The 20,357-nt window shown below is 60.2% G+C and carries 18 protein-coding genes; 2 read left to right on the top strand and 16 right to left on the bottom strand.

The features are described 5' to 3' along the window. Positions 1-2: 2 nt before the first annotated feature. From HMPREF2975_RS06735 to glgA, 6 genes are read right to left on the bottom strand one after another with little or no spacing between them, the layout of a single operon-like run. Positions 3-2,900: a bifunctional [glutamine synthetase] adenylyltransferase/[glutamine synthetase]-adenylyl-L-tyrosine phosphorylase gene (locus tag HMPREF2975_RS06735; protein ID WP_070726622.1), complete on the bottom strand. Its 2,898-nt coding sequence runs from the start codon at positions 2,898-2,900 to the stop codon at positions 3-5. Further along, entirely contained in the window at positions 2,900-4,234 is a 1,335-nt protein-coding gene (locus HMPREF2975_RS06730) for a glutamine synthetase family protein (RefSeq protein WP_070726621.1), read from the bottom strand. Before HMPREF2975_RS06730 ends, HMPREF2975_RS06735 begins: the two co-directional genes overlap by 1 nt. Then, positions 4,235-5,326 (bottom strand): SPFH domain-containing protein, encoded by a 1,092-nt coding sequence (locus tag HMPREF2975_RS06725; RefSeq protein ID WP_141757319.1) that lies wholly within the window; start codon positions 5,324-5,326, stop codon positions 4,235-4,237. Between the two features lie 12 nt (positions 5,327-5,338). Then, positions 5,339-5,779: an NfeD family protein gene (locus HMPREF2975_RS06720; protein ID WP_070726619.1), complete on the bottom strand. Its 441-nt coding sequence runs from the start codon at positions 5,777-5,779 to the stop codon at positions 5,339-5,341. Between the two features lie 13 nt (positions 5,780-5,792). Beyond that, complete coding sequence (locus HMPREF2975_RS06715; protein WP_319803192.1) at positions 5,793-6,638, bottom strand: ABC transporter ATP-binding protein; 846 nt, start codon at positions 6,636-6,638, stop codon at positions 5,793-5,795. Further along, positions 6,638-7,864, bottom strand: coding sequence for a glycogen synthase (glgA, locus tag HMPREF2975_RS06710; protein WP_070726616.1), 1,227 nt, complete (start codon positions 7,862-7,864; stop codon positions 6,638-6,640). Before glgA ends, HMPREF2975_RS06715 begins: the two co-directional genes overlap by 1 nt. Before the next feature lie 88 nt (positions 7,865-7,952). Between glgA and glgC the strand changes: the two genes are divergently transcribed. Further along, a complete protein-coding gene (glgC, locus tag HMPREF2975_RS06705) occupies positions 7,953-9,191 on the top strand; it encodes a glucose-1-phosphate adenylyltransferase (RefSeq protein WP_070726614.1) in 1,239 nt (412 codons plus the stop codon). Between the two features lie 266 nt (positions 9,192-9,457). Next, positions 9,458-10,120 (top strand): phosphoserine phosphatase SerB, encoded by a 663-nt coding sequence (gene serB / locus HMPREF2975_RS06700; protein WP_070726769.1) that lies wholly within the window; start codon positions 9,458-9,460, stop codon positions 10,118-10,120. A gap of 6 nt (positions 10,121-10,126) precedes the next feature. On the opposite strand, the gene HMPREF2975_RS06695 is transcribed toward serB, so the two are convergent. From HMPREF2975_RS06695 to HMPREF2975_RS06650, 10 genes are read right to left on the bottom strand one after another with little or no spacing between them, the layout of a single operon-like run. Then, positions 10,127-11,467: a family 20 glycosylhydrolase gene (locus HMPREF2975_RS06695; protein ID WP_070726612.1), complete on the bottom strand. Its 1,341-nt coding sequence runs from the start codon at positions 11,465-11,467 to the stop codon at positions 10,127-10,129. A 34-nt stretch (positions 11,468-11,501) separates the two neighbouring features. After that, a complete protein-coding gene (locus HMPREF2975_RS06690; RefSeq protein ID WP_070726611.1) occupies positions 11,502-12,038 on the bottom strand; it encodes an NUDIX hydrolase in 537 nt (178 codons plus the stop codon). A gap of 3 nt (positions 12,039-12,041) precedes the next feature. Continuing rightward, complete coding sequence (locus tag HMPREF2975_RS06685) at positions 12,042-13,325, bottom strand: PrsW family intramembrane metalloprotease (protein WP_070726609.1); 1,284 nt, start codon at positions 13,323-13,325, stop codon at positions 12,042-12,044. 18 nt (positions 13,326-13,343) lie between these two features. Beyond that, complete coding sequence (locus tag HMPREF2975_RS06680) at positions 13,344-13,940, bottom strand: hypothetical protein (RefSeq protein ID WP_070726607.1); 597 nt, start codon at positions 13,938-13,940, stop codon at positions 13,344-13,346. Beyond that, positions 13,937-15,115 carry a glycosyltransferase family 4 protein gene (locus tag HMPREF2975_RS06675; RefSeq protein WP_070726605.1) on the bottom strand — a complete coding sequence of 393 codons (1,179 nt, stop codon included), beginning with the start codon at positions 15,113-15,115 and terminating at the stop codon, positions 13,937-13,939. The genes HMPREF2975_RS06680 and HMPREF2975_RS06675 overlap by 4 nt, the downstream gene beginning before the upstream one ends. Beyond that, positions 15,112-16,023 (bottom strand): phosphatidylinositol mannoside acyltransferase, encoded by a 912-nt coding sequence (locus tag HMPREF2975_RS06670; protein WP_070726603.1) that lies wholly within the window; start codon positions 16,021-16,023, stop codon positions 15,112-15,114. The genes HMPREF2975_RS06675 and HMPREF2975_RS06670 overlap by 4 nt, the downstream gene beginning before the upstream one ends. Then, positions 16,016-16,648 (bottom strand): phosphatidylinositol phosphate synthase, encoded by a 633-nt coding sequence (gene pgsA / locus HMPREF2975_RS06665; RefSeq protein WP_058236594.1) that lies wholly within the window; start codon positions 16,646-16,648, stop codon positions 16,016-16,018. Before pgsA ends, HMPREF2975_RS06670 begins: the two co-directional genes overlap by 8 nt. Further along, positions 16,649-17,230 (bottom strand): HIT family protein, encoded by a 582-nt coding sequence (locus tag HMPREF2975_RS06660; protein ID WP_070726601.1) that lies wholly within the window; start codon positions 17,228-17,230, stop codon positions 16,649-16,651. Between the two features lie 17 nt (positions 17,231-17,247). After that, positions 17,248-19,263, bottom strand: a complete 2,016-nt coding sequence (thrS, locus tag HMPREF2975_RS06655) for a threonine--tRNA ligase (protein ID WP_141757318.1) — start codon at positions 19,261-19,263, stop codon at positions 17,248-17,250. Beyond that, the gene (locus HMPREF2975_RS06650; protein WP_070726596.1) at positions 19,251-20,354 is read right to left on the bottom strand and encodes a lipid II:glycine glycyltransferase FemX; all 1,104 of its coding nucleotides are present in this window, start codon (positions 20,352-20,354) and stop codon (positions 19,251-19,253) included. The genes thrS and HMPREF2975_RS06650 overlap by 13 nt, the downstream gene beginning before the upstream one ends. Positions 20,355-20,357: the final 3 nt, after the last annotated feature.

The following is a 20,357-nucleotide window of genomic DNA, read 5'->3' as shown; positions in this document are numbered from 1 at the left end:
ATTCACCGTGAGTCTGACCAGAAGAGCCGTTCCATCACATCCCGTGAACGCCGGGCCGCACGCAGCCAGTCCTCTTCCAGGGCGTGATAGCCGCCTGCCCCATATCCTAACAAGTGCGCCAGCGAAGCCAGTTTCGCACCCGAGCGCGCCAGCACGTCGATTTTGACCCCGGATGTGCGCCCGGTCGCCAGCACGTTTCCCGTACGAATGCGTCGAGCTAAACTCCACGCGCGATCCAGGTCATCAGCGTCCTCTCCGCTGATCAGGTTGCTGTGTCGTAGGACCGCCAGCGCGCGCTGCGTGGAGGTGGTGCGCAGCTCCTCACAGCTGTGAACGTGACGCATCTGCATGAGCTGCACGACCCACTCCACGTCGCTCATTCCCCCCACGCCAAGTTTGACATGCCGCGTCGGCTCAATACCACGGGGCAGTCGCTCGCGTTCCATTCGAGCTTTCAGCAGGCGAATCTGCTGGATATCAGCGTCCGAGGGTGACTGATCGTAGCGGATCGGATCGATGGCGGCAAAGAAGTCGGCCAGCAGCTCCCCGTCACCTGCTGCGGGTCTGGCTCGTAACAGTGCCTGACGTTCCCATACTGATCCCCACCGCTGGTAATACTCCTCATAGGAGCTCACCGTGCGCGAAACTGGCCCGGATTTTCCTTCCGGTCGCAGATCCATATCCACGCTCAGCCCCGATCCCTCGTGGACAGAGCTGAGCAGCTTTTTCACGCGCATGGTGATGTCAACGGCGGCACCGGCGTCCCCCTCGTGAACGGCAATAATGTCGGCGTCGGACATCAGCGAAGATTCGCGTCCGCCGTATGAACCCATCGCAACAAAAGCCAGGCGTGGCGGCTGCGCGTCTGCGTGCTCACTGCTCCACTGGCGAGTCGCGATAGTCAGTGCGCCATGAAGCGCCACATCCGAAGCGTCCGCAATGGCGGTTCGCACAGGGGCAACATGTGCCAGTACATCTCCCAGGGCTGCGCGCGTCACTTCACGTACACGTACCGCCTGCACGCGCCACATGGCCTGTTCAGTGTCGCTGTGTCGCGAGATAAGCGCGTCCACCTCGTTGATCAGGCGCTGACGGTCGCGCGCTTTGAGCTGCTCATCACCGTCAAGCCACTGCACTGCTTCAGGCAACTCAGCAAGAGCGGAGGCAACCCAGCGTGAGGACGGCAAGAGTTCGCACAGTCGTGAGGCCGCCAGACCTGAATCGCGCAGAAGCGACAGGTACCAATGCGAATCGCCGATGCGTTCGGACAGGGTACGGAAGTTCAACAGCCCGAGGTCAGGGTCAGCTCCGTGCCCAAGCCACGTCATAAAGACAGGCAACAGGTGGCGTTGAATGGTGGCACGGCGTGACGTGCCGTGTGTCAGGGCCTTAATATGGCCGAGCGCTCCGGCAGGATCCAGATACCCCAGCGCCGCCAAACGAGCCTTGGCAGCCTCCAGATCCAGCGCGGCTTCGTCGGGAGCCAGGCGGGCGGTGGCCGCGATAATCGGCCGGTAGAACATATCGTCATGCAGCTTGCGGACGCGCTCACGCACGTCGTCCACGGTGTCGATGAGGTTTTCCGCGCTCATGAGCTCCGGCCCCATCGCTCGGGCAATACGCCGCAGTTCGTGTCCTGATGAGGGGATCATGTGTGTTCTGCGCATGCGTGCCAGCTGGGCCCGGTGCTCAACAGTGCGCAGGAAGCAGTAGCAGTGCGTCAGGTCGCGTGCATCCGTTCGGGCAACATATCCTCCGTCGGACAGTGCCCGGATTGCTCCGACGGTGTCGGCAATACGGATCGATTCGTCTGTGCGCCCGTGAACAAGCTGGAGCAGCTGAATCGTAAATTCGACGTCCCGAAGTCCTCCGGCACCGAGTTTAAGTTCCCGGTCGCTGTCCGCAGCCGGGACCAGGGCTTCGGCGCGTTGCCTCAAGGTGCGGGCGTTGTCCACGAACCCTTCGCGGTCCGCGGCGGACCACACAAATGGAGTAATCGCGTCAATGAAGTCTTGTCCGACTTGACGATCACCTGCCACAGGGCGCGCTTTGAGCAGTGCCTGGAACTCCCAAGTGTGCGCCCAGGACTGGTAGTAGGCGACGTAGGATTCGACGGTTCTGACCAGTGCGCCGTCACGGCCTTCCGGCCGCAGCGTGGCGTCAACTGCCCACAGCGGTGGCTCACTGCCCGCACCAGAACACGCCTGAGCGGTCATCGCTGCCAGCCGCGTGGCAATTTCAATAACGCTGCGCTCTGACTGGCCTTCCTGCACGCCCACCACGTACATGACGTCAACGTCCGAAATATAGTTCAGTTCACGCGCCCCCGTCTTACCCATAGCGATGATCGCGAACTTGACGGTGTGATCGGGGTCGATCTGGCGCCGTGCCAACAACAGGGCACCTTCCAACGCCGCGTCAGCAGCATCAGTCAGCCGTGCAGCCACCTCAGGCAAGTGCCCAACCGGGTCGGAGTCCGTCAGGTCAGTGGCGGCAATCGAAATCAACACGTTTCTGTACGCTCGTCGCAGGTCATCTGCTGTTGCGGTGGCCGAGGCAAGAGCGTCGAGGATGACCTGGCGAGCATCACGTGCCTCGACCCACACCGCGTCAATGGCGTCAGAGTGGGCAACAATAAAATCGCCGAGGGGACGCGATGCGCCCATCACGGCGGCAAGATGGCGCACCGCACCGTGGTCGAGTACGTGACGCAGAGCATTCGGGTCAGCTTCGTGCAGTCGCACGAGCTGGAGGGCAACCAGGTCTGGATCAGCACTGGTCTGAGCTGCCCGCATCCAGATGTCGGCACTGTCAGGAAGCTGCCTGAAATAGTCCGCACTGGTGCGGGCATCGTGAAAGCCTGCACTGCGCAGGTGCGCTTCAATGCGCTCGCTGCGCATCAATTGGCCTTAATGAATTGTCTGATTTCCTGGGGCGTGATCTGGTGGCGGTACTCAGCCCATTCCTTGAACTTGTTGCGCAGCACGTAGTCGAAGACTTCTTCACCCAGGGTCTGAGCGACAAGATCTGAATTCTTCATACATTCCAGGGCGCTGTGCAAGGAGGCAGGCAGGGAATCGATGCCAAGAACCTGACGTTCGTGTTCGGACAGGTCCCACACGTTGTCCTCAGCTTCAGGCATGAGCTCCATCTTCTTGTCAATGCCATCCAAGCCTGCGGAGATGAGCACTGACAGCGCAAGGTAGGGGTTGCACGCCGGATCAAGTGCGCGGTATTCAATCCGCGCTGAGCGCCGTTTATCCGGCTTATACAGTGGTACACGAACCAGTGCCGATGAATTGTTGTGACCCCAGCACACGTAGCAGGGAGCTTCTCCCCCGCCCCACAGACGTTTGAACGAGTTGACGTGCTGATTGGTGATCGCGCTGATTTCGCGGGCATGCGCCAGCAGTCCGGCGATGAAGTGGCGTCCGGTAGCTGACAGCTGATACGTGCCGGCCGGATCGTAAAATGCGTTGTGGTCACCTTCGAACAGTGACAGGTGGGTGTGCATGCCTGAGCCGGGGTAATCGGCAAACGGCTTAGGCATAAACGTGGCGACGACGTCCTCGCTCAGTGCCACGTATTCAATGAGCGTGCGGGCGGTAATGATGTTGTCGGCTGCCCGAACCGCATCGACTGCCCGCAGGTCAACTTCGTTTTGCCCAGGGCCGCCCTCGTGGTGGGACAGTTCGACGGCGATGTCCATGCTTTCGAGCATGTGAACCAGGCGACGACGAAAATCGTGGGCAATGGATCGCGTGACATGGTCGAAATAGCCGGCACCGTCAATGGGAACGAGGTGATCGGGGGTTGCAGGCTTATGCAGCAGGTAGAACTCGATCTCGGGATGCACCATCACGGTGAATCCCATGTCGGTTGCACGCTGCACAGTACGTTCCAGCGTTCCTCGCGGATCGGATCGGGCCTGCTCACCGTCGGGGGTGAGGACATCGCAAAACATGCGTGCAACTTTGTCGTCCTCACTACCCCACGGTAAAACCTGGAAGGTGCTGGGATCTGGTTTCAGGAGCATGTCCGACTCATGGACGCGTGTCAGCCCCTCGATCGAGGAACCGTCAAAGCCGATACCTTCGCTGAGCGCATCCTCCAATTCACCTGGATCAATGGCCAGCGATTTGAGTACGCCGGCCACATCCGTGAACCACAGGCGGATAAAGCGAATTTCCTGATCGGCAACTTCACGCATCACCGAGTCGGACAACTGATCCATCTATTTCTCATTCTCCTCTGGAGGCAGCTCCACATCTTCGATCGGCTCAATCAGGTCTTTGAGCTTTTCGGAGGGGTGGGCCTGCGTTGGCTCATCGAGGACGCTCGGCCCTTTGGGACGGGTGTCTACAATCGGTGCCTGGCTTGAGTGCCTCACAGGGTTGGGCGGCATGGTCGGCTTAGCCGGCCCGGATTCTCCATCCGTTCCCCCACCTGAAAAGCCTTTCGCCACAGCGTCGAGGGCGGCTGTCAGCTCAGTTGGCACAACCCAGACCTTCGATGCTTCACCTTCAGCGATACGCGGCAGCATCTGCAGGTACTGGTAGGACAGAAGATCCGGGGTCGGCTTGCCGGCGTGAATGGCGTTGAACACGGTCTGGATGGCCTCGGATTCACCGCGAGCTTTCGTCACTGCGGCCTGTGCGGCACCTTCAGCGCGCAGAATCTGGGACTGCTTGTCACCTTCAGACTTGAGGATCTGAGACTGGCGCACACCTTCAGCAGTCAAAATGGCGGCACGCTTGTCGCGCTCAGCGCGCAGCTGCTGCTCCATCGCGTTCTGAATGGACGGCGGCGGATCGATGGCCTTGAGCTCGACTCGATTCACGCGAATACCCCAGCGGCCGGTTGCCTCGTCCAGGACGCCGCGCAGCTGAGAGTTGATCTGGTCGCGGCTGGTCAATGTTTGCTCGAGATCCATTGAGCCGATCACGTTACGCAGTGTCGTGACGGTGAGCTGCTCGATAGCCTGAATGTAGTTCGCGATTTCGTAGGTCGCGCTACGCGGATCGTTGACCTGGTAGTAAATGACCGAATCGATGGAGACCACAACGTTGTCAGCGGTAATGACAGGTTGGGGTGGGAACGACTGGACCTGTTCACGCAGGTCAACCTTGCTTGCGATGCGATCAAGGAAAGGTACCAGGACGTGAAGTCCGGCGTAAAGCACCGACTGGAACTTGCCGAGACGTTCCACCACCAGGGCCCGCGACTGCGGGACCACCTGGATTGACTTGGCTACGGTGACGACAACGAACAGCACGATGAGGAAGATCAGCGCCATTCCGATTGTCTGCCCGAATGAGTTAAACATTGTGACAGCCTCTCACTGCATAGGGGGTTCGTTACGTTCAATAATGGCTGTTGCCCCATCGATGCGGACAACGTGCGCGTGGACGCCGGCGGGGATTTCCCGCCCATCCGCCGAGCGCGCGCTCCACGTATCGCCGGCAACTTTGGCACGCCCGTCGATTCTGTTGACTCGAGTAAGCGTGAGGGCGTCTGTTCCAATCAGCCCTTGTGCATTGGTTCGAATATTCGGGTTCGTGCGTGTCAGATGCGCCTTAGCCCATGGACGAACGAGAAGGAGAAGAAGCAGGCTGGCGACCGCAAACACGGCCACCTGCACGCCTGTTTCCCCTCCGGCAGCGCTGGCAATTCCGCCTGCAAGTGCCGAAATAGCCAGCATGAGGAAGAAGAGGTCGAGTGACAGCATCTCGACGATGCCCAAGCCTAGTGCGATGAGAAGCCACCAATAAAAGACCACTGTTTCCTCCGTTTCAGTGTCGACGGGAACTGTCGGGTTTCCGGTCCCTGTTCATACGCGCCCACCAGCGCCCGTCACCGTGACCGACCTCCAGAGGCAGATCGAATGCCGTCGACAGGGTCTCACTGGTCAAAGTCTGTTCAATTGGCCCGCTCGCAACGAGGTGGCCCTGTGACATCACCACGCCGTGCGTGAAGCCGGGTGCAATTTCTTCAATCTGGTGGGTAACCAGCAGCAGTTGCGGTGAACGCGTATCCCCGCTCAGCTCCGTCAGCGCCTCCACCAGCAGTTCACGCGCCCCCAGATCAAGTCCGGCACTCGGTTCGTCAAGTATCAGAATTTCCGGGTCCGCCATGAGTGCGCGAGCCAGTGCGACGCGTTGGCGCTCCCCTTCTGACAGCGTTCCGAAACGGCGCTCCGCCAAGTGCGAGACGCCGAACAGGTGCAGCAGGTTATCTGCGCGCCCCTCGTCCTCAGTGTCGTACTGTTCGCCGTAGGTAATCGACCTGCCCCATGCTGCGGTCATCACCGCCATGCGCACCGGCATGGACACTGAAATTCGTGCCGTCAGTGACTGTGAAGCAAAGCCGATGCGCGCGGACAATTCCCCGGGGTCGGCTTCTTCGATCGGCGTGCCCAGAATGGTCACGGAACCGCTGGTTGCGCGCTCGCGCCCACTAATCAGTCGGATCAAGCTGGTTTTGCCTGCACCGTTCGGGCCAACAATGACCCAGTGTTCACCGCGATGCGTCGACAGCGTCAGGGAATCAACAAGGTGGGATCCGCCGCGCTCAAGCGTGACGTCGTGTAGATCAACAACGTTCTCCATGTCTTCAGTGTAGCCAGAACCTTGCCTCATCAGCCCACCAGCGCGCGATAAAGGTCGAGTGTCTGCTGGCCGACTGTGTCCCACGAAAATTCAGTGCGCGCCCGCTCCAGGCCGGCTTTGCCCATCTGACGCGCCTGCCCTGGATCAGCCAGCACGGCATTGATGCGTTCAGCCATCGCAGATTCGAACGCTTCTGGATCAATGGGGGTTCCGGTTCCGTCAGTCTGCTGCTCGATGGGAACAAGGTAGCCGGTTTCTCCCTCGACAATAACGTCGGGAATTCCGCCGGTGCGTGTGCCCACCACCGGCAACTCCATCGCCATAGCCTCCAGGTTCACGATGCCCAGCGGCTCGTACACAGACGGAGTGATGAAGACGGTCGCCACGTCCAAGATTGCACACAGATCGGTTCGCGGCAGCATCTGGGAGATGAGCACGACCCCGTCTCTGTCGGCCGCCAGTTCCTTGACCAACGTGTCGACCTCAGCGGCGATTTCCTTGGTGTCCGGCGCTCCTGCACACAGCACGATTTGAGCATCTCGTGGAAGCTGGCGAGCTGCGCGCAGGAAGTACGGCAGACCTTTCTGACGGGTGATCCGCCCAACGAAGACCACTGTGGGCCGGTCAGGATCAATACCGAATTCCTTGAGCACGCGCGCCTGGTTGGCTTTCTCATCCTCGGTGGAGGGTTTGCGCCACTCATTCAGATCGATACCGTTAAAGATGACGTGAACCCTGTCCTCTTCGACACTGGGATACGAGCGCAGGATGTCATCTTTCATCCCGTTGGACACCGCAATGATCGCGTCAGCGTTCTCGTAGGCGATGCGCTCAGCGAAGCTGGACAGACGGTAGCCACCGCCCAGCTGCTCGGCCTTCCACGGACGCAACGGTTCGAGCGAGTGTGCGGAAACAACGTGAGGGACGTCGTACAGCAGCTTCGACACATATCCGGCAAAGTTGGCGTACCACGTGTGCGAATGCACCAGGTCAGTTCCGTCGGTGTGGGCCGCCATCTGCAGATCCACCCCGAGTGTGCGCAACGCTGCATTTGCGCCGTCCAGTTCGGCAAGTTCGTCGTATCCTCGCACACCGTCGAGGGCACCCTCGTCCCCCGGCTTCCTGGGACCATCAAATGCGTGAACCCGAATGTCAGGACCTAGGCTTCGCAATACGCGAGCCAGTTCAGTCACGTGAACACCCGCACCGCCGTAGACGTGCGGCGGATATTCACGTGTCAATAAATCTATACGCATGGCTGCCTCCTACTGAGAGCTTATCGAACAGCAGCGCATCTCGTGTCGTTTGCGCACATTCACGCTGATTATTGCCTACCCTTGAGACATGGCAAAAAAACATGTCCTAGCAATCGTTCTTGCGGGTGGCGAAGGCAAGCGTCTCATGCCCTTGACCATGGATCGAGCCAAGCCTGCAGTACCTTTTGGTGGAAACTACCGACTGATTGACTTCGCGCTGTCCAATATCGTCAACTCCGGCTACATGCGTGTCGTCGTGCTCACCCAATACAAGTCGCATTCGCTGGACCGACATGTTACAAAGACGTGGTATATGTCACCGTTGCTGGGTAACTTCATTGCTCCCGTACCGGCGCAGCAACGACGGGGACCGCACTGGTACCTGGGCAGTGCCGACGCGATCTACCAGTCCCTGAACGTCATTGAGGACGAGCACCCTGACTACATGGTGATCATTGGTGCCGACAACATCTACCGCATGGACTTTTCTCAGATGGTGGAGCACCACATTGAGTCCGGTCTTCCGGCAACTGTGGCAGGCATCCGCCAACCGGTTGAACTCGCCCCCGCTCTGGGCGTCATCGACGCCGAAGGTGGCGTGGTGAAGAACTTCCTCGAGAAGCCGCAAAACGCTGAGGGTCTGCCGGATGATCCGACCAAAGTGCTCGCATCTATGGGTAACTACGTGTTCGATACGGACGCCCTCGTCGCCGCACTTCGTGCAGACGCGGAAAACGAGGATTCAAATCACGACATGGGTGGCAATATCATCCCGTGGTTCGTCGAACGTCAGCAGTGCGGTGTCTACGATTTCAAGGACAACATCGTGCCCGGGTCCACAGAGAGGGACCGCGACTACTGGCGCGATGTCGGCACACTGGACGCGTACTACGACGCGAATATGGACCTGATCAGCGTCCACCCGATCTTTAACCTCTATAACCGCGACTGGCCGACGATGACCCTCATCGATGGCTCCTTGCCGCCGGCAAAGTTCGTCTACGGCGATGAGCATTCGCGTATGGGGCACGCCGTCGACTCGTTTGTCTCCCCCGGCTCGATTGTCTCGGGCGGCGAGGTTTACCATTCGATCATTTCGCCTGGCGTGTACGTGCACTCGTGGGCTCAGGTCACTGACTCGGTCGTCATGGGCAACACCCGCGTGGGTCGCCACTCCATCGTCTCCAAGACGATCCTGGATAAGGACGTCGTCGTGGAAGAAGGAGCGACGGTCGGTGTGGACCTGGAACATGATCGCGCTCGCGGTTTCACCGTCACCGAGTCCGGCATCACCGTCGTCCCCAAGGGCATGGTGGTGACTAAGTGAGCCAACGGGCTGGCGCAGCACTTTGCGTCATTGCCCCGCATGACGTCGCAAGTTTTCCGTACGAGGCTCCGGCAGTTCGCGCACTGGCAGATTTTGCCGGTGTGCGCCGTTCAAAAATACATGTGCGAGCATTGCCGTTCGTGGCGAACCCGATTGGCGGGGACGTCCCTGCGTGCGTGGTGGCCTGCGTGCGCGAGGGTGATGACGGTGTGGGCATGCTGGATCTTGACGGTGCGCACGCCGCGTTGTCACGGTGGGGAGATGTTCTGGTTGTCCCTGTTTCTGTTCGTGAAGAAGGCGGGCCAGCGCTGATCGTCACCGACGTGGATTCAACGCTGATCGCTCAGGAAGTGATCGAAGAACTTGCCGAGTGGGCCGGTACGCGTCAGGAAGTGGCGGCAGTGACCGCGCGGGCAATGAACGGTGAGATCGATTTTGCGCAGTCCTTGCGGGAGCGGGTCGCCACACTTGCCGGCGTCCCTGAGACCGTGTTCCGCCACGTTACCCGCTCCCTCACCGTCACCCCCGGCGCCAAGCAACTCATCAAAAGTGTCCACTCCGTTTCCGGCGGTGCCTTTGGTGTGGTCTCCGGCGGGTTCGAGGAAGTCGTCGGCCCATTGGCAACGCGACTGAGCATCGATTTTTACTGTGCGAACCGACTGGAAGTGCGTGACGGGCACCTGACCGGCCACGTCCTCGGAGAGATCGTGACATCGCACGTGAAGGTCCGTAAGCTCACTGAATGGGCAGCTCAGCTGGGAGTATCCCCCTCACGGTGCGTTGCCATTGGTGATGGCGCGAACGACATCCCCATGATGCAGGCCGCAGGATGGGGCGTCGCTTTTTGCGCCAAGTCCGCTGTCCGCGACGCGATTCCCAATTCTCTGGCCGTGCGTCGCCTCGACGCGCTCGTCGCTGCCCTGTTCTAGGTTCGGCTACTTCCAGTCGACGCCTTCTGAACGGTGCCAGGTGAGCCGCTTGGCATCCCACAGTTCCGTGAGTGAGGTGACGCGCCGGGAGAATTCCTCCCACTTGTCGTCACCACTGCCGGTCCATGCGACCTCAGCAATGGCAGTCAGACGCGGCAGGAGCTTCTCAAAGAGCTGTTCACGCGTGCGGATGTACTCTGCCCACACACATGCTTCAACACCGATCACCGCCCGAGGATCCAGCCCTTCGAGCGCGGTGCGCGGATTCCACTCCAGCGCTGTCCGGAACGGTAGAGGCCCGGCCCAGTCCTGGCCCCACGGCTCATCGGCATTCTCTTTCATATCCAGATATGATTTCTGTCCAGGCGACACGATGACGCGTGCACCGCGCTCAATGCCCGCCAGCACGCCCTCAGTATGATTGTTGGTGGTATCCCACAGCTGCACGATGTCGCCCTCGTGTGCCATTGCGCCCGCTTCCTGCCACATGATCGCCCGCCTGCCGCATGCGTGGACGCGTTCCACCGCCATTGTGACCAGGGCGCGGAACTCGTCGTGAGGTGTGGAATGGCTTTCGTCGCCGCCGATATGCATACCGAGCGGCGAGTCAGCTGCCAGCTGTCCGATCACTTCGTCCATGAAGCGTTCGGTGTCGGCTGCCTGCGTGCTCAGCGTCGACATTCCCACGTCGATACCTTCGTAGACATCCCGCGCCTGACCGTCGGGATTCAGACCCGGCATCGCGTGCAGTGCGGCGTTGGTGTGTCCCGGCATATCAACCTCAGGCACCACGTCAACTCCGCGGGCACTCGCGTAGCGTCGCAGATCGTTGTACTGCTCGACAGTCAGGTATCCGCCACCTTCGCCATTCACGGCACTCTGTGATGATTTTTCCGTCAGTTCGGGAAGAGCGGGAATTTCGACTCGCCACCCCTGGTCGTCACTCACGTGCAGATGAAGGACGTTCAGTGACAGGCTTGCCATCAAATCGACGATCTCCTTGAGGACATCGAGGGAAAAGAAGTGGCGCACAGTGTCGATCATGAGGCCGCGCCATTCGAATTCGGGCCAGTCCACAATCGTTCCGCTCAGCGCGACTCCGCCTCTCTTGAGCTGATTCAGTGTGCGGCTGGCGCGCACCACACCAACCTCGGTGATGGCCCGAATATGAGTGCCGTCCTCACCGATCGTCAGGGCGTACGCCTCCTTTTCCTGGAAAGGCTCCAGTGCCGTGTCAATACCCAGTTGCGTCGCGTCCTGAACCAGTTTCGTCGTGACAGGTGAGAACCGTCCTGCACCCTCGGACATATCGGCATGTCGGACAGTGGGAATTACGGGCACATACATGACATTCTCCTCAGTGGCTGATGTGGTGGCTACTTTACCCGACGGATGACTCGTCAAGCTCGATCATGGTCCCATCCCACCCGTCTTTCCATTGACGAGCCATCGCGACCAGGTCACGTGGATAGACTTCCGCTCTTCGGGCTTCGACCTCAAGATCGTCCAAGTCCCACCACGTCATCGCATCGAGCACGCTGCGCTCCAGTTCAGTCCAGCCGTCCCAGTTCAACTCTGTGCGGTGCACGTGCGCAACGAAGAACCATTCCTCCTGGCGCGCTGTCACGTTGAGAAAATCGAACAGCGCGCGCCGATGCAGGACAGGGCCAACAAGACGAGTCGGATCCAGGGCGATCCCCGTCTCTTCACGAATTTCGCGCACCGCCGTCTGCTGCAGTGTTTCGCCTTCTTCCTGCCCGCCTCCTGTGGTGAACCACCAGGAGCGTCTGACATTTTCTGAATCGTGTCCGCGCACGAGGAGCAGCTTGCCGTCCTCGTCGAATACGGCTACGCGGGCAGCGCGTCGGAACGGTATGCCGTCTTGGTCTGGAATCCATTCCGGTCCAAGGTCGCTCACTCGTTATCGTCCAATCTGCCTGTTGGCGTGAGCACTGCGCGTGCGCGTCAGGAACACGTCTCGGGACGCGATCAACTGCTGCAGCATGTCCTGATCCTGTGCCACGCGATCTGCGTGCCTGCCCGCCTTACGGTGGATCATTTCATCCATTCCCAATGCGGCAGCCAGTCGCTGGAAATTCTTCATGGCGCGTTTGGCAGCGCGACCGCCCTGAGCTGCCCACCTAACGGCTGAACGGCGGGCACCGCGGTTGACCACCATTGTCACTTCGCCCGGCAGGATCCATCCGGTACGCACATAGGGCTCCAGCCCGTTGGCAATGGTGCGCGCCTGCCGCGCGGACATGACCAGCAGCGCGACGATCCACGCGATGAAAATCGGGACCTCGACGAAGAGGTAAAACACGAACCACCGTTCCATCGACGTGCTGGCCAGGTAGTTCCACGATCCGTGGATGAGGACCGCGACGATCCACCCCAGCGGCAAGGTCCAGACCCATGCGAGACCCGACTTGTGGCGCACCACGCCCCACGCTGCCGCCAGCCCGATGAACGAGGTGGCCATCGGATGCAGGAACGGGCTCATGATGCCGCGCAGGAACCACGTGATCATCAGTTGGCCCTCTTCTGAGCTGCGCAGGAAGTACTGGATGTTCTCGATAAACGCGAAACCTGCGCCTGCCATTCCGGCGTAGACGATACCGTCAATCAGCGAGTTGATGCGGTGACGTCGCCAGGCCAGAACAAACACCACGCCCGCGCCCTTGAGGGTCTCTTCCACGATGGGTGCCACGATCGAGGCCGTAGCTACCATCGTCAGGCCTGAGTGCCCGGTGATCAACTGGATGTTCGTCTGCAGCGCAGTGTTGATCACCATCGCCACCACTGCTGCAGCTCCCGCTCCCCACACGAAGGTCACGAGCATCGCGACCCACGGTTCGGGTTCCCAGCGATCAATAAAACGCAGCACTGCGATGATGAATCCCAAGGGAATCAATGCCAGCACTCCGGTCAGAACTGTTGACGGTAAACCACCGGTGCGCACGTATCCGAACAGCGCAAAACCCAGTGCCGCCACGCCAACAATGGTGAAAATGATTTCAAACCACGCAATCGAGCGCTTGCGCGTGGGCGGAGACCACACGGGAGCGACTTCCTGCGGACTGGGCACACCCGTTGCCGGCGCGCCTGCCGGGGCGTCAGCCCACTGATTCCCGCCGACGCGACCAATCCTGGCAAGGCGGTAGTCCTCGCCGGGACCTCCCCACTTCACACGTTGCTCGCTCACGGGTCTCACCGCCTTTAGTTACTGCGCGTCGTCGAAGTCGATGCTCGATGGCACTCGTGCATGGCCGTACAGGTGAGCGATGCGCACCAACGGATGAGCACGCAGTCGCCTAATTTGTGTCACGTCTAGATTATGCACTGAACGAGCCACATGCACGCGGTAGTGCGACGCGTCGAGAGCGCTGATCAGGTGTGCAGCATCGGCATCGTCACGCGCCTCGTCGCGCAGCTGGGGTGTCATGCACGCACGAATCTGTCGCGACAGGGCCGACTCGGCATTCAGACGTCTTGCAGCCATCTGCGCATCGCCGTCAGACAGTCCGTCAATGTCACGCTTGCGGTCGAAATCGTCATCCACCAGTGGGGTTCCGCTCAACGCCAGGCAGCGCGCGGCAGCATCGTCCAAGTCGGCGCTTCCCTGTCCTGCCAGTCCGCTGGCCGCCAGCAGCCCTGCATCGACGGCTCGTCTGATCAAATGCGTGTCGAGGGCGACGCGTGACATCGTCACGCGCCAATGCAACCTGTCCAGGCGCCCAGCCAACATGACGCACTGCCAGATCAATACCGCCACAACCACGATGACACCGGCCAGGAGGATCCACTGCCACAGGCTCATTGGTCAACCTCCCGCAGCCGTCCGCCACGCATGAGCGACAAGGCGTTCTGCCTGCCAGGATCTTCACGCGCCCCGGCCACAACGGTCTGGTACACAGCCATAATGCGATCAGTGACGGTCGACCAGTCATAGGCGGCTGATGCGGCCTGCCCTCGTACGGCAAGTTCGTCCAAAGCGTCCGCGTCGCTCAAGGCATTGACGAGGGCGTCCGCCAGTGCAGCCGAATCACCGCTGTGGAACAACATTCCGGCGTCACCATTGTTGAGAACGGCTCGGAAGGCTTCGATATCGGATGCGACGACGGCACACCCTGCAGCCATCGCTTCGACCAGCACAATGCCGAAGGATTCTCCCCCTGTTTGCGGAGCAACATAGATTGTCGCGCCAGCCAGCAGTGATTCTTTTTCCTCGTCCGTAATTTCGCCCAGGAACTCCACTGAGTCTCCCAGGCCTTCCAGATCGGTTCGTATCTGGCCGGCATCGCCGCGTCCTGCGATCATAAAGCGCGCCCCGGGGACGTGTTCAAGCACTGTGCGGATCGCACCGGCAAATATGCCCAGTCCTTTCCGCGGCTCATCGAGGCGTCCCAAGAAGACGACCACCGGCCTGTGCTGGGTGGCTTCCCACTGTGGCAGCGGCTGAGCGCGACGGAAGTTCTCCGTCTCAACGCCGTTGGGGATAATCACAGCGTCACCACCATGGTGTTCGATCAGGGTGCGGCGCGCTTCAGCCGACACTGCGATGCGCGCACTCAGGCGCTCCATGAGGGGGCGGATCATGCCCGCGGTGATTTCCCTGGCGTAGGAGCGCTCCATTGCTGAATGGAACGTTCCCACCATGGGCACATCCGCATTGATCAAGGCTAGGAAGGACACAGATGGCACCCCTGGTTCATGGATATGGACGACATCGAAGTCGCCCTCGTCGAGCCATTTCCTGGTGCGTTTGGCTGAACGTGGAGTAAATGAGAGGCGTGCGACGGACCCGTTGAAGGGGATCGGAATGGTCTCACCCGCGCCGACGGCCCAGCTCGGTAAGTCTGTGTCGTGTTTGGCCGGAGTCAGAACGGAGACGGTGTGGCCTCGGCGGATAAGCTCTTCAGCAAGGTCACGCACGTGGAACTGGACGCCTCCAGGCACGTCCCATGCGTAGGGGTTGACGATTCCGATTTTCACTGTGAGTCCTCGACGCGTCGGCGGGCCCTGGCCAGGCGTTCTGGATCGAGGTCGTCGACAAATAGCGGTTGCATCATGTGCCAGTGTGCCAGATGTTCACGAATCATAGGGACAAGCGCGTCGACCCACGCCTGGGTGTGTGTTTCCACACTGGTACGCGATTGGGTAGCGCCGGGATTGTCGATCACGTCGGAAATATCGATGCGAATGTGGCTACCTGTGGTGTGATAGATCATCGCGGCTGCCAGTGGGCGGTCCAGGCGCTGTGCCAAAGCTGCGGGGCCTGCTGCGACAAGTGCGCGGCGGCCTCCAAAATCAACGTCAACGCCTCTGCCTGAAATATCGCGGTCTGCCAGCAGCGGTACCAGAAGGTTGGCGCGTCCCTTCGCCTGGGCAGCGAGATGGTGAAAGACGGATTCCTTCTTCCCCACCCCGATAATTTCCATACCGAGGTCTTCGCGCAGGTCGACAAACGCCTGGAACAATTCCGGTGGGTCGAGCTTTTCAGCCACGGTCAACACGGGAAGGCCGTTGCGGCACATCCATGCGCCGGCCAGGTCCCAGTTTCCGGCATGTGCGAGGGCGAGCACAACGGGGCCGTCATCAGCCAGTTCGCGCAGCATGTCCATCCGCGGCACGTCCACCATGTCATCCAAGTTTCCGTCAATGAGGTGTGTGAGCGCGAATTGTTCGGCGTAAGTCTGCGCGCTCAGTCGCACGGCCTGGCGCACGTGGCTCGAAGGGAGCGAATGCCCGGCGACTCGCTCGTGGTTGAAGCGCAGCCGCGCCGTCACGTCTAGCGGGAGTGCGGCGACGATGTCACCTGCCATTCGTGCCGCACCGAACAGAAGTGAGCGTGGCAGGCGCGGAGCGAGGCGAAATGCTGACAGCTGCCAGGCGTTACTCACCCGCGTCGCCTGCCTCGATCTGCTTTTTCGTGTACAGCACGCGCTGCGTCACCGTGATAAGCGAGGCGAATGCCACCCATATCAGTCCGATCGGGTAGAACCACGACCACAGGTTCCAATCGGTCAGGGCTGCGCACACCAACGCGATGATGAGTCGGTCAGTGCGTTCAGCTATACCGACCGACGCGGTAATCCCCATAATTTCAGCCTTGGCACGGGCATAGGGGACGGCTGCCACGCCCACCATCGCGACCGTTCCGGCGATGATCGCGGTCGTGCGTTCAGGTGAAGGCTCCAGGTGGAATACGGCATTGACCAGCAACGCACCGAACACTGCCCCGTCACCGAGGCGGTCCATCGTCGAATCCAGGAACGCGCCAAACCGTGAGGTCTGTCCGCTGTAGCGTGCAAGCACTCCATCAACGGAATCACAAAACAGGATCACGCCGAGTATGACGCCAGCCTGCCAGACGTAGCCGCGTGCCAGCACCGCACAGGAAATCATGACGACCAGTGTCGTCGATGTTGCTGTCACCATATTCGGTGTGACGTGAAGGCGATGCAGAAGTTTGGCGAAAGGTGTGAAGATCGTCGTCGCCACCGACCTGCCATGATTACCGAGCATCTACTTGTCATCTCTCTGAGGCCACGCCTTGGCCAGACGCTGCCGCACATCACCGAGCAGTTCGGGGAGTGCACGTGAGCGGGCCACGATCGGCAGAAAGTTTGAGTCTCCTCCCCATCGGGGCACCACGTGCTGATGCAGGTGCGCGGCGATTCCGGCTCCGGCAACCTGTCCCTGGTTCATGCCCAGGTTGAAGCCCTGCGCACCCGCCGTCTCACGTTCCACACGCATGGCCGTGGCGGTCAGCTCGCCCAGCTCGATGCGTTCCTCGTCCGTCAAATCCGTGTAGTCGGCAACGTGGCGGTACGGGCACACGAGCATGTGGCCGGAGTTGTAAGGGAACAGATTCATCAATACGAAGCAGGTGCGTCCGCGGTGAACGATCAGTGCCTCTTCATCTGTCTTGTCCGGCGCCGCGCAGAAGGGGCATTCTCCTGCTGACGAGTCCGCAGGCTTGTGATCTCCCTGGATGTAGACCCAGCGGTGGGGCGTCCACAGCCGGTCAAAGCCATCCAATTCACCGGCAAAATCGCCTGAGTCTTCCGCCTGCGGGTCACCCGGATGAGGCTGACCGTTCCTCATGTCGCTGCTCCCCTTCCCTACGCTTTGTCCTCGTTGTTGTGAGTCTCAATGTGGTGCACGATGCGTTCAACGGCTTCATCAACCGGAATGCCGTTATCCTGGCTTCCGTCACGGTAGCGGAACGAGACAGCGCCTGCTTCTTCGTCCTCACCGCCCGCGATCAGCACGAACGGCACTTTTTCCTTCGAGGCGTTGCGAATCTTCTTGCCGAAACGATCATCGGAATGGTCGACCTCAACACGCACGTGGCGCGCGCGCAGTTTCGCAGCCACCTGGTCGACGTACTCATCGAATGCGTCTGCTACGGGAACGAGTTTGACCTGCACAGGTGCCAGCCATGCCGGGAATGCGCCGGCGTAGTGCTCAGTCAGCACGCCGATAAAGCGCTCAACGGATCCGAGCTTGGCGCAGTGAATCATCACCGGACGCTGGTGCGTACCATCGGGCGCAGTGTATTCCAGGCCGAAGCGTTCAGGCTGATTGAAGTCGTACTGGACGGTGGACATCTGCCATGTGCGGCCGATCGCATCCTTGACCTGAACGGAAACCTTCGGACCGTAGAACGCGGCACCGCCTAGATCTGGCACCAGGTCCAGCCCTGTTGACGCGCATGCTTCCTCCAGGATCCGAGTTGCCGCATCCCAGTCCTCATCCGAGCCGATGAACTTGTCTTTCTTCGACTCGTCATCACTGCGGGTGGACAGTTCCAGATAGAAGTCCGTCAACCCGAATTCGCGCAGAATCGACAAGAAGAAGTTCAGCAGCATCGTGATTTCGTCGCGCGCCTGTTCAGGTGTGCAGTACGTGTGCGAATCATCCTGCGTAAATCCGCGCATACGTGTCAGGCCGTGCACCACTCCGGACTTTTCGTAGCGGTAGTCGTGTCCCATTTCGAAAAATCGCAGAGGCAGTTCACGGTAGGAACGCCCTCGTGAACGGAAAATCAGGTTGTGCATCGGGCAGTTCATGGCCTTGAGGTAGTACTCCTGGCCTTCACGCGTCACGTGCCCGTCTTCTGCGCGTTCTTCATCGACCATCATCGGCGGAAACATCGTGTCCGCGTAGTACGGGAGGTGACCCGAGGTGTGGAATACGCCTGACTTGGTGATCTCAGGCGTATGAACGAAGTCAAAGCCTGCTTCCAGGTGGCGCTGCGTGACGTACTCTTCGATCACGTGACGCAAAATACCGCCTTTGGGGTGGAACAGAACCAGGCCGGGGCCAACTTCCTCGGGGAATGAGAACAGGTCAAGTTCCTGTCCCAGTCGCCGGTGGTCGCGGCGCTGTGCTTCCTTGATTCGTTCCTGGTAGGCGACGAGGTCGTCCTTGCTGGCCCACGCGGTGCCGTAAATGCGTTGCAGGTGATCATTGTTCTGATCACCTTTCCAGTACGCTGCCGACGACTTCGTCAATGCGAAGCCATTGCCGATCAGTTTGGTGGACGGCAGGTGCGGGCCGCGGCACAGATCTTTCCATGCGACGCTGCCGTCGCGCCGCACATTGTCGTAGATTGTCAGTTCGCCGTGGCCGACCTCAACGGACGCGCCTTCTGCGCCTGATCCCTTCGTAGTGACCAATTCGAGCTTGTAAGGTTGGTCAGCCAGTTCGGCGCGCGCCTCGTCTTCGGTGACGACGCGGCGGCGGAACGTTTGGCCTTCCTTAATGATCCGCTTCATGCGTTTTTCGAGGTCGCGAAGCATTTCTGGGGTCACTGCATCGATGTTGCCGAAGTCGTAGTAGAAGCCGTCCGTGATGAACGGGCCAATTCCCAGGTTGACGTCCGGAAATACATCCTGCACTGCCTGGGCCAGCACGTGCGTGGTGGAGTGGCGCAGAATCTGCAGACCTTCCTGAGAATCCAGCGTAATAGCGCTGACTTCAGCGCCATTGGGAATTTCAGCGGTCAGATCGGTCGGTGCGCCGTTGACGTTCATGGCGATTACCCGCCGGTTGGAGGAGTACCACGTAGCTCCTGTTGTTCCTTCGTCAATCTGTTCAATGTTGCCGTCAATGGTCGCGGTCAGTTCTGACACGATGATGCTCCTTCTCTGGCACGCTGTACGGGTGCGTGCCGATCAATGTCCCAAGCCATCGTAGCGCGTGCGCGGCGAACCAGATTCTCCACTGCATGTTTCGTGGCCAACGCAGCCTTCAGGGCGCTGACTGCTCCGGGGATCACCGGCACGTCCCACGCTCCGTCCACGTCAGTAAATGACTGGCACCAGCGACGCTTATAGCGGCCCACCGAATACAGCTCCGGCACACGTGGCGAATACACGCCCATCAGGTCAAGCCCCTTGACGCCTTCCTTCGCCAGCCGAACAGCCACGTCAAAATCCAATGCGTCAGGCCCCAGCACGGTGCGCGCCTGATCTGTCGATGCGCCGTAGTAGGCAACAGCTTGCTTATCGTGCACCAACACCAGATCCCAGCACACCAGTGTGTCATCGGGCAGACGCACGCCGAACAGTCGGGAAGATTCGGGCATGGAGTCCAGCATCGACCAGTAGACCTGCGGCGGATGTGGATGGAACCCATCCCTGCGCGCTGTTTCCTTCATCACCTCGTAGTACTCACGGAATGCTGCGCGCGTCAGGCCTGTTTCTTCAACGACTCGCGCGCCTCCCTCGGCCATCTTCTTCTTGGCTCTGCGTACTGCACGGCGTCCGTCTTTCGTCATGGTCGCGAGAATCGAATCCTCAGTGCCGCCGCTGATGTCAATGATTGCGGTGCGGTCATATGTGATGAACTGGAGTGACTCATGCAGGTCCGGCGCCTGGAAGAAGGCGTGCATGCGGATAAAGGCGATGCTTCTGTCGCGGTTCCTGACCATGCGTACCAGGTCGGCCCGCAAGGCAGCTTCACTATCGGGTGACTGTTCTTTCAGCCAGACTGGTCCGTGTTTGGCCCACAAGTACTTCACTCCGCGTAGCGAATACTCGTACAGTGCGATGATCGCCTGGTCTTTATCGTCTTTTTCCCATGCAAAACGGCCCCATAGTCGCCGTCCCTGCGTCTGTTCGAATGCCTCCCACGGCGCTGCCTGTTCGATCGGCAGCGGTATCACGCCAGCGGCGGCGATCCTCATCTGATCTGCGGTCAGTTCACGCAGCTCGGTTGCCATGAT

This window comes from Actinomyces sp. HMSC065F12, from assembly GCF_001814535.1.
Classification (GTDB): Bacteria; Actinomycetota; Actinomycetes; order Actinomycetales; family Actinomycetaceae; genus Pauljensenia; species Pauljensenia radingae_A.
The sequence above is the reverse complement of the archived record's forward strand: the minus strand, read 5'-3'. Positions and strand labels throughout refer to the sequence as shown.